Annotated in this window: 17 protein-coding genes; 15 read left to right on the top strand and 2 right to left on the bottom strand. The window is 37.0% G+C overall.

The genetic code is table 11. The annotated features are described in order from the left end of the window. Positions 1–2 precede the first annotated feature (2 nt). Both FJ213_05925 and FJ213_05920 read right to left on the bottom strand, forming a co-directional pair. The gene (locus FJ213_05925; protein ID MBM4175696.1) at positions 3–215 is read right to left on the bottom strand and encodes a hypothetical protein; all 213 of its coding nucleotides are present in this window, start codon (positions 213–215) and stop codon (positions 3–5) included. A 38-nt stretch (positions 216–253) separates the two neighbouring features. Then, positions 254–463, bottom strand: a complete 210-nt coding sequence (locus FJ213_05920; GenBank protein ID MBM4175695.1) for a hypothetical protein — start codon at positions 461–463, stop codon at positions 254–256. 229 nt (positions 464–692) lie between these two features. Between FJ213_05920 and larE the strand changes: the two genes are divergently transcribed. From larE to FJ213_05845, 15 genes are all read left to right on the top strand, one after another. Next, positions 693–1505, top strand: coding sequence for an ATP-dependent sacrificial sulfur transferase LarE (gene larE / locus FJ213_05915; protein ID MBM4175694.1), 813 nt, complete (start codon positions 693–695; stop codon positions 1503–1505). Then, complete coding sequence (larB, locus tag FJ213_05910) at positions 1498–2265, top strand: nickel pincer cofactor biosynthesis protein LarB (protein ID MBM4175693.1); 768 nt, start codon at positions 1498–1500, stop codon at positions 2263–2265. The genes larE and larB overlap by 8 nt, the downstream gene beginning before the upstream one ends. A gap of 120 nt (positions 2266–2385) precedes the next feature. Beyond that, positions 2386–3864, top strand: a complete 1479-nt coding sequence (glgA, locus tag FJ213_05905) for a glycogen synthase GlgA (GenBank protein MBM4175692.1) — start codon at positions 2386–2388, stop codon at positions 3862–3864. A gap of 32 nt (positions 3865–3896) precedes the next feature. Beyond that, positions 3897–6002 carry a S9 family peptidase gene (locus FJ213_05900; protein ID MBM4175691.1) on the top strand — a complete coding sequence of 702 codons (2106 nt, stop codon included), beginning with the start codon at positions 3897–3899 and terminating at the stop codon, positions 6000–6002. Positions 6003–6041: 39 nt separating this feature from the next. Beyond that, entirely contained in the window at positions 6042–6827 is a 786-nt protein-coding gene (locus FJ213_05895) for a class I SAM-dependent methyltransferase (protein MBM4175690.1), read from the top strand. A gap of 1 nt (position 6828) precedes the next feature. Further along, positions 6829–7614: a PhzF family phenazine biosynthesis protein gene (locus FJ213_05890; GenBank protein ID MBM4175689.1), complete on the top strand. Its 786-nt coding sequence runs from the start codon at positions 6829–6831 to the stop codon at positions 7612–7614. Positions 7615–7706: 92 nt separating this feature from the next. After that, on the top strand, positions 7707–10055 hold the full coding sequence (locus tag FJ213_05885) for a TonB-dependent receptor (protein MBM4175688.1): 2349 nt from the start codon (positions 7707–7709) through the stop codon (positions 10053–10055). A gap of 5 nt (positions 10056–10060) precedes the next feature. Next, complete coding sequence (locus FJ213_05880; GenBank protein ID MBM4175687.1) at positions 10061–10861, top strand: DUF4249 family protein; 801 nt, start codon at positions 10061–10063, stop codon at positions 10859–10861. A gap of 8 nt (positions 10862–10869) precedes the next feature. After that, positions 10870–11904, top strand: coding sequence for a rhodanese-like domain-containing protein (locus FJ213_05875; protein ID MBM4175686.1), 1035 nt, complete (start codon positions 10870–10872; stop codon positions 11902–11904). Positions 11905–11921: 17 nt separating this feature from the next. Continuing rightward, the gene (locus FJ213_05870; GenBank protein MBM4175685.1) at positions 11922–12923 is read left to right on the top strand and encodes a rhodanese-like domain-containing protein; all 1002 of its coding nucleotides are present in this window, start codon (positions 11922–11924) and stop codon (positions 12921–12923) included. 97 nt (positions 12924–13020) lie between these two features. Beyond that, on the top strand, positions 13021–13719 hold the full coding sequence (locus FJ213_05865) for a YggS family pyridoxal phosphate-dependent enzyme (protein ID MBM4175684.1): 699 nt from the start codon (positions 13021–13023) through the stop codon (positions 13717–13719). 45 nt (positions 13720–13764) lie between these two features. Continuing rightward, positions 13765–14292 (top strand): DivIVA domain-containing protein, encoded by a 528-nt coding sequence (locus tag FJ213_05860; GenBank protein MBM4175683.1) that lies wholly within the window; start codon positions 13765–13767, stop codon positions 14290–14292. Further along, positions 14289–15119: a purine-nucleoside phosphorylase gene (locus FJ213_05855; GenBank protein ID MBM4175682.1), complete on the top strand. Its 831-nt coding sequence runs from the start codon at positions 14289–14291 to the stop codon at positions 15117–15119. Before FJ213_05860 ends, FJ213_05855 begins: the two co-directional genes overlap by 4 nt. Position 15120: 1 nt before the next feature. After that, entirely contained in the window at positions 15121–15738 is a 618-nt protein-coding gene (locus FJ213_05850; protein MBM4175681.1) for a hypothetical protein, read from the top strand. A 145-nt stretch (positions 15739–15883) separates the two neighbouring features. Next, positions 15884–17025: class I tRNA ligase family protein (locus FJ213_05845; GenBank protein ID MBM4175680.1), on the top strand; the 1142-nt coding region annotated here is incomplete at its 3' end.

The following is a 17025-nucleotide window of genomic DNA, read 5'->3' as shown; positions in this document are numbered from 1 at the left end:
AATCACCAATATAATCCTGCAAAAATTAAAAGTGCGTGTAGTATCATAAAATAAAAGAAACCAAATATTAAAAGTCTAAAATAGTATCGATGATTTTTTTTCTTCAAGGTCATCGATCCGGCTTTGTGAGTTATAAGCAGACCAATTACGAAAAATATTCCGCCTACCAAATACATGTAGAAATAAGAAATCCAAATTTCCAGAACTGCTGTCATAAAACGCTGCTTTCTTTTATTTCATATTGAAATATTAATTATAGGTACAAAGCTAAAACAATCAATAGAAAATGAATTGCCATCATGTAGAAAAACCCAAAAACCAAATAGCGCATCCATTTCTCATGAAGTTTATTTTTCAAATTTAGAGCTTTGCTTCTAACTAAAATATATAAACCAAAGCCGAAGAACGCGCCCCCGATTCCATATAGATAAAGAAATGGAAGCCAAGAGTTAAAAAAATCCATCTTTCTTTTATTTTCTCCTTTATGAAAAACTACTTAGTATGAATCCTGCATTAATAAATAGTTCGAAGGATTCATATAAATAAATATTATTTAGTTTAGACGAGCAGTATTTGAAAAAACAAACCTGTCAATACCAGTTATTACAAATATTATAAATGATGACTTGTATTTCAAGCGATTAAATCTCTAAATTTGTTATAAAAGAAAAACCTTAGAATTATTAAGTAAAATGAACAATAAAATTGAACTACTTGAAAATACGATTCGAAATTATGGCCGAGTTATTATTGGATTCTCGGCAGGCGTGGATTCCACTCTGATTGCGTTTGCTGCAAATAAAGTTCTTGGCAAGGAAGCATTAATCGTTCTTGCTCGCACAGAAACTATTATCAACGAAGACGTTGAACTTGCACGTAGTTTAGCAGAGAAATATAAATTCAATTATGAAGAAATCGAATACAATGAATTAGAAATCGAAAATTATGCTGCTAACCCGATAAACCGATGCTACTACTGCAAATCGGAATTATATAATCGTTTGCTCGCTATTGCCGAGAAACGAAATATTCCTTTTGTGCTAGATGGAGCAAATGCTGATGATCTTGGCGATTATCGACCGGGAAGAATAGCAGCGGAAGAGAATAAAATTCGTTCTCCATTAATAGAGTGTGGATTCACAAAACAAGATGTAAGAGATGCAGCTGAATTTTATGGGATTCCAAATCACGATAAGCCATCGGCTCCGTGTTTATCATCACGAATCCCCTATGGGACTTTCATCGATGCCAAGTCGCTTAGCATGATTGCACAAGCTGAAAAGTTTATTCGAAATTTTGGATTTAAAAACGTCCGTGTTCGGCATTATGATAATTCAGCAAAAATTGAAGTTGACAACTTCGATGTTGAAAGACTAAAATCATTCTACGATGAGATTGAAGATGAATTTAAAAACATCGGCTATGAAAATATTGAAATTGATGACGAAGGATTTAAATCCGGAAAACTGAACCATGCAATAAAAGAACAAATCGAAAATGCCTGATCAAAAAACAAAAAGAATACTAGAAAAGTTGATCGAGAAAAAACTCTCTATTGACGAAGCTGAAAAATCACTAAATGAAACCCGCTCTTCGATTTCGACCTCCTTCGCGAATATTGATATTGAACGCGAGCACAGAACATTTATTCCTGAAATTATTTACTGCGAGAATAAATCTCTTGAACAAATTATAGAGCTTGCAAAAAAAATCTATTCAAAGAAAAAATTAGTAATTGGCACTCGCTGCCATATAAAACACTTCAAAGAATTAAAGAAAATTTTTCCGAAGGGAGTTTATTCCAACGAGGGGCGTTCATTCAGGATTGGAAAACCATTTCCAAAAATCAAAAAATACAAAATCGGATTAATCACTGCAGGTACAACTGACATAGCAGCATGTGAAGAAGCCGGATTGGTGCTGAAAAGTTTGGGCGCAGACATTGAAAGAATCTATGATGTTGGAGTAGCTGGAATTCATAGACTCTTTTCGAAAGATAATAAAATTAAAGAGTGCGATATTTTGATTGTTGCTGCCGGAATGGAGGGAGCTTTACCGAGTGTTGTTTCTGGTTTATATCATCAGCCATTAATCGCAATTCCAACAAGCATTGGTTATGGAACTGCAATGAATGGATTTACGGCATTATTTGCAATGCTTACAAGCTGCTCGCCCGGAGTTACAGTCGTGAATATTAATAATGGAGTTGGCGCGGCTGCTGCTGCGTTTAAGATTTTGAAATTGCTTGAGACTAAATCCAGCTGACCGATTTTTTTTGATTATTTTGAATCATAATATTCTTAAAAATCCGTGTTCCTATTTTCTTTTCTTCATAGTTTCATAATCAAAAAATTTTTTTTACTTTATTCTTAAATCCAGTAAAACATGAAAATAGCATTCGTTACTACTGAAGCAGTTCCATTCGCAAAAGCAGGCGGATTAGCAGACGTTGCCGGCTCGCTTCCAAAAGCATTACAAATGCTCAATTGCGATGTGAAAGTATTCATGCCGAAGTATCCAACAATTGATGAATGGAGGTTTGAACTACATTATTGCTGGGAAATTGGCGAGTTGCCGATTCGGGTTGGTGGAGTCACTTACTCCGTTCATGTCTTCAAAGGATTTTTGCCTAATTCTAAAGTTGAGATTTATTTTATTGATTGTCCGCATTATTTCAATCGACAGTTAATTTACACTAGCGATAAAGACGAAGATGAGCGGTTCATTCTTTTCTCAAAAGCAGTAATTGAAAATTGCCAGCGGTTAAGATGGACTCCGGATGTTTTTCACTGCAACGATTGGCCAACCGGACTTCTCCCAATTTATATAAAAGATAATTACAATTGGGATATGATGTTCCGCCGCTCTGCAATCGTTTTCACTATCCACAATATCGAGTACCAAGGAATTTTTCAGCCGAATGTTTTGAGCAAAGCAGAACTTCAGCCAAATCTTTTCTATGCAGGAGGACCACTTGAATTTCATGGTAACGTTAGTCTCCTAAAAGCTGGTATAGTGTATGCGGACATTATTAATACTGTCAGTGAAACGTATGCCCGTGAGATATTGACTCATGAATATGGAGCCGGGCTGGAAAAAATTCTGAATACAAGAAAAAATGACTTCTTTGGAGTGTTGAACGGCGCAGATTATGATACTTGGGATCCTGAAACAGATAAGCACATTCCATTCAATTTCACAAAAAGAAAACTCTCTCCGAAACAGAAAAACAAAAAATCTTTACTCACTCAGCTTCATTTGCCTTTTGATAAAAATATTCCGCTGATAGGTCTGATCTCGCGATTAGCAAATCAAAAAGGATTTGACATTTTTGCCGATGCATCAAAAGAATTGATGAAACTGGATGCCCAGTGGGTAATTCTCGGTGCGGGAGAACCTCGTTATGAAAATCTTATCCGAAGCATGACTTATGCCTTTCCAAATAAAGTCGCAAGCTATCTAGGTTTTAATAATGAACTTGCACATTTGATAGAGGCCGGCGCTGATATGTTTTTAATGCCTTCAAGATACGAACCTTGTGGATTGAATCAAATTTACAGCTTAAAGTACGGGACGGTCCCAATCGTCAGAAAAACCGGCGGTTTGGCTGATACGGTGCAAGATTGGCATGAGTTTGAATATCTCGGTTTTGAGACTGGGACGGGTTTCGCTTTCAACGAGTATACAAGCAATGCCATTATCGCAACTGTCCAGAGAGCACTTGAAGTTTTCAAAGACCAAAAAACCTGGAAAAAGATCCAAAAAAATGGAATGAAAAGAGATTTCTCCTGGGATGCATCCGCTAAAAAGTATTACGATTTATATAAAATGGCAATTGATAAAAGAAAAGAAATTCAAAATTAATTTGGCTTAATAATTATCAAAGGAAAATTTTAATGAAAAAGTTCTTTCTAATAATGTTTGTTGCATTGCTTGCAGTTCAACTTCTCAGTGCTCAAATTAATTACCCCATAACAAAAAAAGTTGATCAATCTGATAACTATTACGGAACTATTGTCGAAGATCCATACCGCTGGCTCGAAGATGATAATTCGGAGGAGACGAAAGTCTGGGTTGAAGCTCAAAACAAAATCACATTCGATTATCTTGAAAAAATTCCTTTCAGAGAAAAGATAAAAGAAAGGCTCACAAAAATTTGGAACTACCCAAAATATTCTTCGCCCTTCAAAGAAGGAGATAATTATTACTTCTTTAAAAATGACGGGCTGCAAAATCAAAGTGTCCTCTATGTTCAGGAGGATTTGAATTCTGAGCCGAGAGTATTTCTCGATCCAAATAAATTTTCTGAGGATGGGACAGTCGCATTATCTCAATTAAGTTTTTCAAACGATGCAAAGTATGTTGTTTATGGTACGGCATCAGGCGGTTCGGATTGGAATGAACTTTTTGTAATGGAGACTGCAACTCAGAAGAAATTATCTGATCATATCAAATGGATTAAATTCTCTGGTGCGTCATGGTACAAAGATGGCTTTTTCTACAGCCGCTATGATGAGCCCGCAAGCGGCGAAGTGCTTACAAAGAAAAATGAATATCACAAAGTCTATTATCATGAAGTTGGAACTTATCAAAGCAGCGATGTACTTGTTTATGAAGTTCGAGAAAAGCCCAAAAGAAATTTTTATGCATCTGTAACTGAGGATGAACGTTATCTAATTCTCTACATGTCCGAAGGAGCTTCGGGAAATAATGCTTTTATGGTGAAAGATCTTTCCAAGGAAGGAAGTGAATTCATTCCGGTTGTAACTGATTTTGTTTACAGGTACAGCATAATCGATAATGTCGATGATAAGCTCCTCATTCTAACTAATCACAAATCACCACGAAAGAAAATAATTTTAGCCGATCCAAATAATTTCTCTGAAGAAAATTGGATTGAAATTATTCCCGAACAAAAAGAAGTGCTTCAGTGGGGAACGATCATTGGGGGAAAATTAATTGTATCATATTTGAAAGATGCGAGCAGCCGAGCTTACGTTTATAGTCTAGATGGTAAATTCGAATATGAAATTGAGCTTCCAACTTTAGGAACACTTGGAGGATTCAGCGGGAAGAAAAATGAGACTACGGCATTTTATACTTTTACTTCGTTCACATTTCCCACGGTAATTTATCACTTTGATGTGCATTCAAGAAAATCGGCTCTATTCAGAACATCGGATATAGATTTTGATTTTGGAGATTACGAGACGAAACAAGTTTATTATTCGAGCAAAGACGGCACGAGAATACCCATGTTCATCGTTCATAAAAAAGGATTAAAGTTAGATGGAAATAATCCAACATTGCTTTATGCCTATGGCGGATTCAATGCGAGCATGCTTCCGTCGTTCAGTGTTTCGCGATTGATTTTTCTTGAAAATGGCGGAGTGTATGCAATGGCAAATCTTCGCGGCGGCGGTGAATATGGGGAAGAATGGCATAAAGCAGGAATGCTTTTGAACAAACAAAATGTCTTCGATGATTTTATTGCTGCGGCAGAATTTCTTATAAAAGAGAAATATACTTCAAATAAAAAACTTGCAATTTCTGGCGGTTCGAATGGCGGATTGCTAATTGGCGCTGTGATGAATCAAAGACCTGAATTATTTAAAGTTGCTCTTCCGGCAGTAGGAGTTATGGATATGCTTCGTTATCATAAATTTACAATCGGCTGGGCGTGGGCTGCTGAATATGGTTCGAGCGAGGATTCGGTTCATTTTAGAAATCTTTATTCTTATTCTCCTCTTCATAATTTAAGTGCCGGATTGAATTATCCTGCAACACTTGTAACTACTGCCGATCATGATGACAGAGTTGTGCCTGCACATTCATTCAAATATATTTCCACCCTACAGGAAAGATATAAAGGAACAAATCCCGTCCTTATTCGAATTGAAACTCGAGCTGGACATGGAGCAGGCAAACCGACTGCAAAACAAATTGATGAACAAACGGATATTTGGTCCTTTGTTTTTTACAATCTAAATATTAATCCCTAATGAAAGTGCTTTTTAAAATCTTCATAAGAATAAGATCCAATGAAATCTGATTCAATTCAAGAAAGCATTTTATTTTCGCTTGATGGAAAAAATCCTGAAGTTTTTCCGTTCTTACCATATTTGCTTCAGGATTTTTGGGAACTTGGCGGATCGCCATCATCAATCATTAATTTAATCAAGAAGAACTCTATTCACACAAAATTTCCTAAGCTCAAAGTGTTGGACTTGGGCTGCGGAAAAGGAGCCGTTTCTATTCAAATTGCAAAAAAGTTAAATACGGAGATTCTCGGAATTGATGCTATTCCAGAATTTATTGGTGAAGCAAATCGCAAAGCAAGAGAGTTTCAAGTCGAGAAATTTGTAAGCTTTCAAGTTGGAGATATTCGCGAATGTGTTTACACTTGCTTTGATTTTCACCTAATTCTGCTTTGTTCGATTGGCCCTGTGCTCGGTGATATTTGCAAGACTTTAGAAAAACTTTCTGAAAGTTTAGTACCGAACGGTTATGTGATTATTGAAGATGGACTTATCCCTAATGAAAGCGATTTCGTTCATCCGGCATATACGAAAGAAAGTGATTATTACGAGAAAATTCATTCAAGTAATTTTGTGATTGTCGATAAGGAAGAGTTCCCTCCAAGCAAAATGAAAGGCGAAAATGATGCAATGTACGCCTTAATTGAAAATCGTACTAAAGAACTCAAGCTTAAGTATCCGCATAAAGCAGATCTGTTTGACAGCTATCTCGAAAATCAGCGAGATGAAAATTATTACTTAGAACATAAAATAAAATGTGTAACGTTTTTATTTCAAAAAAAGGATTGATATGAAAATCCCGCTTTACCAAGTTGATGCGTTTACAAACAAAGTATTTAGCGGAAATCCTGCAGCAGTATGTCCACTTGAAAAATGGACTGACGATACAACTATGCAAAAAATTGCCGCAGAAAATAATTTATCTGAAACAGCCTTCTTTGTAAAGAAAGACAAAGACCTTTACGAACTGCGCTGGTTTACTCCGACGATGGAAGTTGACTTGTGTGGGCATGCAACTCTTGCGAGTGCATTTGTAATTTTTAATTTCATAAATAAAAATATTAGTTCAGTTAGTTTTGAAACTAAAAGTGGAAAATTGAAAGTTGAAAGAACTGCTGAACTTCTTTCCCTTGATTTTCCTGCAAGAGATCCAATTCCATATCAACCTGAGGAAAATATCAGTGCAGCGCTTGGTCTTGAGCCGATGGAAATACTAAGATCACGCGATTTGTTTGTAGTATACAAAAACGAATCACAGATTATTTCATTATCTCCAAATTTTGAATTATTAAAAACTTTCAAGGACTTTCTTGGGATAATTGTCACGGCGCCAGGAAATGGATACGACTTTTGTTCACGGTTCTTTGCTCCAAATGCGGGAATTCTTGAGGACCCGGTTACAGGTTCAGCACATTGTTCGCTCATTCCATATTGGTCAAAGCAGCTGAATAAAAATAAACTTCATGCGTTTCAGCTTTCTCAACGAAGGGGAGAACTTTTTTGTGAAAATCTCGGCGATCGCGTAAAGATATCAGGAAACGCAGTCCTTTATCTTGAAGGGGAAATTTTAATTTAACAGTTAGGAGAATGTTGGTTAAAATAATTCTATCACTTTGTGTTTATAACCTTCCAAATGTGTATCTTTGAAACCAAAAATTTTAGTGAACAATGAATAAAAAGTTTGTGATCTTTAATCTTATTTTCAACCGAACTCTTGTCGGGCTGACATTGATGTTGATTTATTTCAACTTATCGATTGCTCAGCAAAACACAACCATTGCAGGTGTTGTTACCGAAGTTATATCAGGACAGGCCGTAATAGGTACGAACGTGATTCTATATGAAGATTCAGTTTTCACCAAGCCCCCTTTTCGAGGAGCGGCAACAAATCGCTTTGGATTTTATTCCCTCCCAAATGTTCCAGCAGGAGAATATTTCCTTGTGGCAAGAAGTATCGGTTATAAAAGTTCAATTAAAAAAGTAAAAGCAGCCGGTGAAAATTCAATTAGAATTAATTTCGAAATTGCCGAAGAAGAAGTTGTACTTCCTGAAGTTGTTGTTCGCGAAAAGCGCGGTTCTGAAATTGCCCCTCCAATCAGTTCAATTGATGTTTCTCCAGAACTGCTTAAAACTCTCCCCTCGTTGACCGGCGAAGTGGATCTTTTTAGAACACTCCAACTCCTGCCCGGGATAAAAGTCGCGACAGAAATTTCAACCGGACTCTATGTTCGCGGCGGCTCGCCCGATCAGACATTAACTCTGCTTGATGGAGTTATTGTATATAATCCGGCACATATGGGAAATTTTGCAAGCACGTTTAATACTGAAGCTATAAATGATATTCGATTGATCAAAGGTGCGTTCCCTGCACAATATGGCGGGAGGCTTTCAAGTGTTCTCGATGTCAAGCTTCGAGAAGGAACCAAAGAGCAATTCACTGGAAAAATGGGAGTCGGATTAATTAATTCGAATCTCTTCGTCGAAGGACCTTTGACAGATAATTCAACTTTTATGTTTTCTGGCAGAAGAATGTATTACGATGTGCTTCAAGGTGCATTATACAAGGGAAGTATTCTTCCGAGATATAATTTCTTTGATGTGAATGGAAAAATATCTTTCAAAATAAACGAATCGCATTGGCTTTCCGTGAGTGGTTTAATGGGAGAAGACAGATTATATAATTCTCTTAATGCAAAAGATATCGGATACGATATAAATTGGGGAAATACAACCATGAGTTTGAATTGGACTCAAATCTCCAATCCAACTTTATTTTCGAACACATCACTGAGTTACACAAATTATGATTTTGACGTCTTGCTTGAAGATAAATCGGGTAGAGCTTCGGCAGCCGATTTCTTCGCATCTACAAAACTGCAAGACTTTTTATTCAAACGCGAAACAGAATTTTTTCCAATCGAAGAACATACAATTAGAATCGGTACTGAAATCACTTTGCATAGATTCAGGCTTGTATCGAGCGACTTTTTCCTAAGCGAAATTGAGCGCGGAAGCGGATCTGGAAACGATCAATTGTCACTTGAAGCCGTTGCGTACGCATCAGATGAATGGAAAATTATTCCTGAGCTTTCTACAAATATAGGTGCACGCCTTTACTATTTTAAAGAACGAAAAAAACTCTCTATTGAACCCCGAATCTCTTTGACGCTTGCACTGATGGAAAATGTGTTTTTTAAGGGAGCTTATGCGCGGGCACATCAATTCCTTCATCTTATTGTCCGTAATGATGTTTCGCTTCCAACTGATATTTGGTATCCTTCGAATGAGCGGATTGAGCCGGCACGTTCCGATCAATTCGTTGGTGGAATCGAATCATATCTTTTCAATGAAGTATATCTTTTCTCGATCGAAGGATATTATAAAAACATGCAAAATCTCTTAGAATATTCTTCTGCGGCAACTTTCTCAATTGATACAGAAGTTGAAGATCAGCTTGTTGTCGGAAAAGGTGAGGCATATGGAATTGAAATCTTTCTCCAAAAGCGTGCTGGTGATCTGAATGGATGGATTGGTTACACAATTTCTTGGACAAGACGATTGTTCGACGAACTCAATCGCGGGCAAATATTCTATCCGCGTTATGACCGGCGTCATGATGTATCGATCGTTCTCTCTTACAGTCTATTTAATCATTGGAACATCAGCGCAACTTGGACTTATGGAACAGGGCAGGCTTATACATTGCCGACAGGTCAATATTACTTCAATGAAATTGGTGGAACGAGCAATCAAAACATCCGATTTAATTACCTTGAAAGAAACGCTTTTCGTCTGCCGGCATATCACAAGCTAGATTTAAGTATATCGTACAAATTTAGATGGCTGAGCAGTTCTATGAATGCTACGTTTGGTTTATTCAATGTTTATAACAGGAAAAATCCGTTTGCTCAATATATATCTTTTGAGACGAATGAAGCTGGCGAGAAAATTCCAAAACTAAAACAGCTTACATTGTTCCCATTTATGCCGACTCTTTCAATTAACTTTACTTTTTAGGTGAAATGATGAAACTACTTAATTTATCGATTCTGCTTTTTACAATTATTATTTTTGGATGCGAAAAGATTGATGTGATTGAAACAAATCTGCCTTATGAAGAAAAAGTTGTTGTTCAAGGTCTTCTTGAAGGTTATCAAGTTTTTCAGGGAGTAACATTTACCAAGACACTTCCGCTTATTGAAACATTCACGATTGAAAAAGCAGAGCTTAAAGATGTTGTTTGTTACATAAAAGATGGAGTGCGTGTCATACCTCTGAAGTATTCTTCAAAGGGCGTGTATAAACCACTCATAAATTTACAGATCGAGGGAAATAAAGAATATGAACTCTTCGGAAAGTGGAAAGATAGAAATGTTTATGCTAAGACTTTTGTCCCGAGTAATCCAGGAGTCACTAATGTTTTTTTGATTGACGACGGAACAACGGCATACATTAAGGGAGAGGTGTTCAATAAGCCTGGGCAAGTTTATGGCGCAACCTGGGCGGTTTATGAAAATAATCTTCTAATAAAAGAGGCTGAAGAAATGTACGCATTATCGAAAGAAAGCGATAAAGAAAATGAAAAGCTCCAGCTTAGAACAATTACAATTCCGAGAGACATTATTAACACCTTTAAAGGAAAGCTTTATATCAGAGTTTACTCTTTTGACGAAAAATTTCGGGATTATTTCAAAACAAAAAAGTTCAATCAGCCGATTGAAGATACATTCACACAAGCAGGCGGAAACATCGAGTGGAACGTGTACGGTGACGGCATTGGTATGTTCCTTGGAATTGGTAGATCGCTGGTTTTAGCTAAATAAAAAAGTTTATGAAAATATACTACACAATGAAATATAAATATTTATTAATCGCATTTATTACACTTACAATTTTTACCTATGGATGTTTTAAAGATAATCCAATCGAAACCATCTCTGATATGGGAGATTCAGAGGAGCTGCTTGTCTATTTTGAAACACATGGCGATTTCATCAACTCAACGAAAGCACCCGCATTTGTTACAGCAGCTAATGTTAATTCTAATCTAAGCAAGTATTATATCATCGACATTCGTGAGTCATCTGATTTTTCAAAGGGGCATGTCGAAGGTGCAAAAAATGTTTTGATGAAAGACTTATTGGCGCACATTAAATCTATTGACACTTCGAAATTCGAAAAAATTGTGTTAGTAAGTGCGACAGGTCAATCAGCTGCATATTCTGCATCGCTGCTGCGGCTGGGAGGTTACGAAAAAGTTTATTCAATGCAGTGGGGAATGTCAGCATGGCACTTGGATTTTTCGAGTAAATGGTATAATTCAATTAGAAATGCAAAGTTTGTCGGAAGGTTTGATTTTTACAGCACACCGAAGCCAAATTTTTCATCAATGCCAAAGCTTGCAACAGGCAAAGTTCAGACACTCGATAAAATCGAATCTCGGATTAATATTTTACTCAATGAAGGTTTTTCAAAAGCTCTCGTGGATATAGATACAGTGATGAAGGATTATGATAAAACAAAAGAGATCATCGATTATTTCGTTGTGTGTTATGCGCCGGCTCGTCTTTATAACATAAGAGATAATGGGCATCCGCCTGGAACGGTACGTTATGAACAAAGGATAGATTTGAAATCGTCAACTTACTTGCAAACACTCCCGCCAAATAAGAAAATTGCTGTATATGATGACAACGGTGAAATTGCCGCATATTTGGTTGCTTATTTGAGAATGCTTGGCTACGATGCGAAGTCCATTTATCTTGGTGCAATGGGAATGTTCGGGAACGATCAACTCCTTTCCACCCGGATCATCAGATTGAAATCATCTGATATAATGAACTATACTTATGTAACAGGCGGATAAATCTTATGTGAGAATATATGAATAAGTGCGCCACGATTTTCTTCATAATAATTCTCACGTTGTTACCCAGTTGCTTTAGAGATAATCCTCTCGAACCGCTCCCCGAGATAAGTAACTCCGAATTAATGCTTGTTTATCTTGAGACTCACGGTAATTTTATAAATTCAACGAATTCTCCATCCTTAATCTCTCCTGAAGAAGTCAACATGAATTTAGAAAAATATCTTCTTCTCGACATACGCGAAAAAGTGGATTTCACAGCAGGGCATATCGCAAATGCTAAAAATATCGAAATGAAAAATCTGTTTGATTATATCAAATCTGTTGACACCTCTATTATTAAGAAAATTGTAATTATTAGTAATACAGGTCAGTCGTCCGGTTATGCGGCTTGTTTGCTCAGGCTCTATGGATATCAAAACGTATATTCAATGAATCTCGGAATGGGAATTTGGCACTCGGATTTTGTGAACAAGCTAATCGAAAGTTCAAAGAATGCAAGAAACATTGGGAGATTCACGCATCAATCGTTCCCTAAATTAAATTATGTCAGCCTGCCTGCTTTGATCACGGGTGAAAAAACGATCGATAAGATTTTAGAATCGAGAATTAAACTGTTGCTTGAACAAGGCTGGGATAACGCCTCTATCGATATCGATACGATAATGAACACATATAATACAGATAAAAAGACAATTGACTACTTTGTTATCTGTTACGGTTCATCTTCACTTTATCGGATGGGAGATTATGGCCATCCGCCAGGCGCAGTCTTATTCCAACCACGTTTGGATTTGAACAGTTCGGCGTATCTTCAAACAATTCCAAACGATCAAAAGGTTGCGGTTTATGACAGCGATGGACAGACTTCTGCCTATGTCGTTGCTTATTTACGATTGCTGGGATACGATGCCAAATCAATACTCGGTGGAGCAAGAAGTATGTCCGGCGAAATGTGTCAATGGAGGTGGTGGACTTGTTTCAAAACGAAGCAGTTTGATTATGTGACTGGGGGATGATGAATATAACTTACTCTTACATACCTTTAATTTAGATCGATCTTGTTCTTCTTGCTTGCTTTTTACCCCGACTTGGTATAAATTTAATCGTCAATCTTTGAGCACACTTAAAGAAAATATTGAAGTCGTTAGAGCCAAGATCAGTAAAGCTTCTGAAAAAGCTGGAATTAAGAGCGATGAAATAAAGATAATTGCTGTCTCAAAAACAATTCCCCCAGAGATTTTGAATCAAACCTTAGAACTTGGCATATCAGAATTTGGGGAAAATAAAGTTCAGGAATTCTTAGGCAAGTTCGAAAAAGTTGATTCTAAGGCAAAATTTCACATGATAGGACATTTGCAAACCAATAAAGTAAAGTATATTTTCGATAAAGTTTCGTCGATTCAAAGCATCGATAGTATCAAGCTCGCAAGTGAAATAAATAAGCGGGCTGAGACAAAATCTATAATCGTGAATGGATTGATTCAGATTCACACAGCTAAAGAAGAAACTAAATTCGGTTTGGACGAAAGCGAACTTGAGGATTTTATGAATAGCATTTCGGAATTTCAGAATATAAAATTCAGTGGATTAATGACCATTGGAACTTTCACCGAAGATGAAAAAGAAATCCGAAGATGTTTTACGGTGCTGCGTGAGTTAAAGGAAAAGAATTCTTCCTTCAAAACTGAAAATTGTGATTTGAAAGAACTTTCAATGGGAATGACATCCGACTATGAAATTGCAATAGAAGAAGGTGCAACAATACTAAGAATCGGTACAGCGATATTCGGCAGCAGAAGGAGAGTGAATTAGTAATTGAAAATTGATAATTGAAAATTAATAATTGATATTTGAGTCATGAGAATTACACCTCTGAGCATTAAGCGTCAGGAATTCAAAAGAAACATACGCGGTTATGATCCCGACGAAGTGAATACTTTTCTCGAAATAATCGCAGATGAATTCGATCAGTTGATCAAACAGAACGAAGAATTTTCATCTTCGGTAAATCAAATGCAGAAGAAGCTTCAAGATTATCAGCTGATTGAAAAAGGATTGCAGCAAACTTTGCTCGCCGCACAAGAAACATCTTCACGTTCGATGGAATCATCAAAGCGGCAGGCAGTTCTTCTAATTAAAGAAGCCGAAATAAAAGCAAAGCAATTGATAGATAAAGCGAAAGCAGATGCGAAAGCAATTCACGATGCTGTGCTTGAACTCCGCGAGCAAAAGCAGACTATAATCATGCGGCTGCGTGCTGTTATCACCGCCCACATGCAAATGATGAATGCACTGACGAATTCAGGTCAAACAGAATTAGCAGATGAATCAAAAAAAGAAAAAACAAATTCAAAGATTGAGTCGGTTATTGATAGATTAATATGACAGACCTCAGAAAAAAAATTAACGATGCAGTCTCTTTTATAAGATCAAAAACTGCAATGGCTCCTTCAATCGGGATTATTCTCGGTACAGGGCTTGGCGGTTTAGCAAATGAAATTGAAAAAGAAACAGTAATTGAATATGAAGACATTCCGCATTTTCCTGTTTCAACCGTTGAATCGCATCACGGCAAATTAATCTTTGGAAGGCTTGGCGGAAAAGACGTTGTTGCAATGCAAGGTCGATTTCATTACTACGAAGGTTACACGATGCAGCAGATCACCTTCCCTGTCAGAGTGATGTCTAAGAAAGTGGGACTCGGAGTTGATACTCTTTTCATTTCAAATGCCGGCGGCGGAATGAATCCCGATTTTCACAAAGGGGATTTGATGATAATGAGCGATCATATAAATTTGCTCGGTGATAATCCTCTCGTCGGTCCAAACGATGATGAACTTGGAGTAAGATTCCCCGATATGTCTGAACCGTACTCAAAGGAATTGATTGCGCTTGCAGAAAAAATTGCTGTGGAAGAAAAAATCAAAATCCAAAAAGGTGTTTACGTTGCAGTGACCGGACCAAATCTCGAAACTGCTGCAGAATACAAATTTTTACGAATGACCGGCGCCGATGCGGTCGGTATGTCTACAATTCCGGAAAACATTGTTGCTAATCACATGAACATGAGATGTTTTGGAATAACAATTATAACAGATTTATGTTTTCCCGAATCGCTTGAGCCAGTAAACGTTGAAAAGATAATCGCAGTCGCAAAAAAAGCTGAACCTAAAATGACTCTTCTAATGAAAAAGTTAATTGAAAGAATTTAAAATGAAATATCCATTCTATTATTGGATAGCTGTTTTATTCTACCTGTGCGTACTTGCACTCTCGAACTTTGCACTTACTGAAATACTCTCGTTCTATCCGATGGGATTTGGGACTTGGTTCTTGCTCTTCCTGTTCGCATTTTCTTTTGGAATGCTTATCTGCTATTTGTTCGGGATGAAATTATCTCTTTGGATAATTGGGATTTCTTGGTTTGCAATTTCTTTCTTTTCTTTTATAATTGTTGCGGTTAAGCCGTCTGTATTTTATCTCGAAACGTTCGGTGGAGCATCTGCCCTCACACAAATTTTGAAAATCGCACTGACAACCTGTTTCGCAATATTTGGAACTGTTGTGTATTATTCATACAAAGTTAGCAAAGACATTATAAAAGCAACCGAAAAGATCCGTTTTTATGAAAAGAATATTATTGATGCAAAGCAGGAAGCTGAACTCTTAAAGCGTGAAGCAATGGTCAATGCAAATGAAATGGTTTTTGATGCTAAGAAGAAAGTTCAGGAGCTTGAAAAAATTAAACGCGAGCTTGAAATTAAAATTCGAGAATTCCTCCAAACCGAATTAGCCGTCCTCGAAAAGCATGAAGAGGGGCTGAAGGAATAGCTCTAAAAAAACCGACTTTTTACGAATTGAATGAATCAGAAAAGTCGGATTTTTCAGAACATCGCTTTTCAAAAATAATAACCTAATCAATACAAATTTCAATAATTTTCTTATCTTTGCAGTTCAAATTAAGTGATTCGATACTATGTTTAAGCAGCATACAGAAAAAATAAAATATTCAGAGATAGAAAAAGAGATTCTCGGCTTTTGGGAATCCAACAAGATTTTCGAGAAGAGCATTTCTTCGAGAAGTTCGGATAAATTCTTTACTTTTTACGAAGGTCCACCAACAGCCAATGGAAAGCCAGGCATTCATCATGTTATGGCACGAACAATTAAGGATATCATATGCCGTTATAAAACTCTGCAGGGGTTTCAAGTCCACCGAAAAGCCGGCTGGGATACACACGGCTTGCCGGTCGAAATTGAAGTTGAAAAACAGCTTGGCATAAAGCAAAAAGATGAAATTATTAGTTATGGCGTAAGCGAATTCAATAAAGCGTGTAAAAATTCTGTCTTCACATATCTCAAAGATTGGAACGAGATAACACGCCGAATCGGTTATTGGATAAATCTCGACGATGCGTACATCACATGCACAAATGAATACATCGAATCAGTTTGGTGGTCGCTCAAAAGATTTTTTGACGAAGGTTTTATCTACAAAGGATTCAAGATTCAACCTTACTGCACACGCTGCGAAACGCCCCTTTCTTCACACGAGCTTTCGCTTGGTTATGAAGACGTAAAAGATCCGTCAATCTACATTGCGGCAAAAATTAAAGGGCAAGAAGATACCTACTTTCTGGTCTGGACGACTACGCCATGGACATTGATTTCAAATGTTGCACTCGCTGTGAGAAACGATATCGATTATGTAAAAGCAAAGCTGATTGACGAAAAGAAAAAAGCATATTTCTTAATACTTGCGAAAGAAAGATTATCTGTTCTACCTGAAGGGTATGAGGTTGTAGAAACTTACAAAGGAAACGATCTGCTCGGTTGGGAATATGAGAGATTGTTCGATTACATTCCAGTTGATAAAAGAGGATTTTATGTTGTTGATGGAGATTTTGTAACGACCGAAGACGGCTCCGGAATTGTCCACATGGCTCCGGCATTCGGTGAAGATGATTATCAAGCAGGAAGAAAATTTGATCTGCCGTTTGTGAATCCTGTTGACAAAAGCGGCAGATTCAATGAGCTTGTAACGGATTTCAAACATCAGCATGTTAAAGAAGCTGATCCGCACATTATTCAAAACTTAAGATCACGCGGATTACTTTT

The sequence above is a fragment of the Ignavibacteria bacterium genome (genome assembly GCA_016873845.1).
Lineage (GTDB): Bacteria > Bacteroidota > Ignavibacteria > Ch128b > Ch128b > JAHJVF01.
Note: the sequence above shows the minus strand (reverse complement) of the source record. Positions and strands in the feature narration are given on the sequence as shown.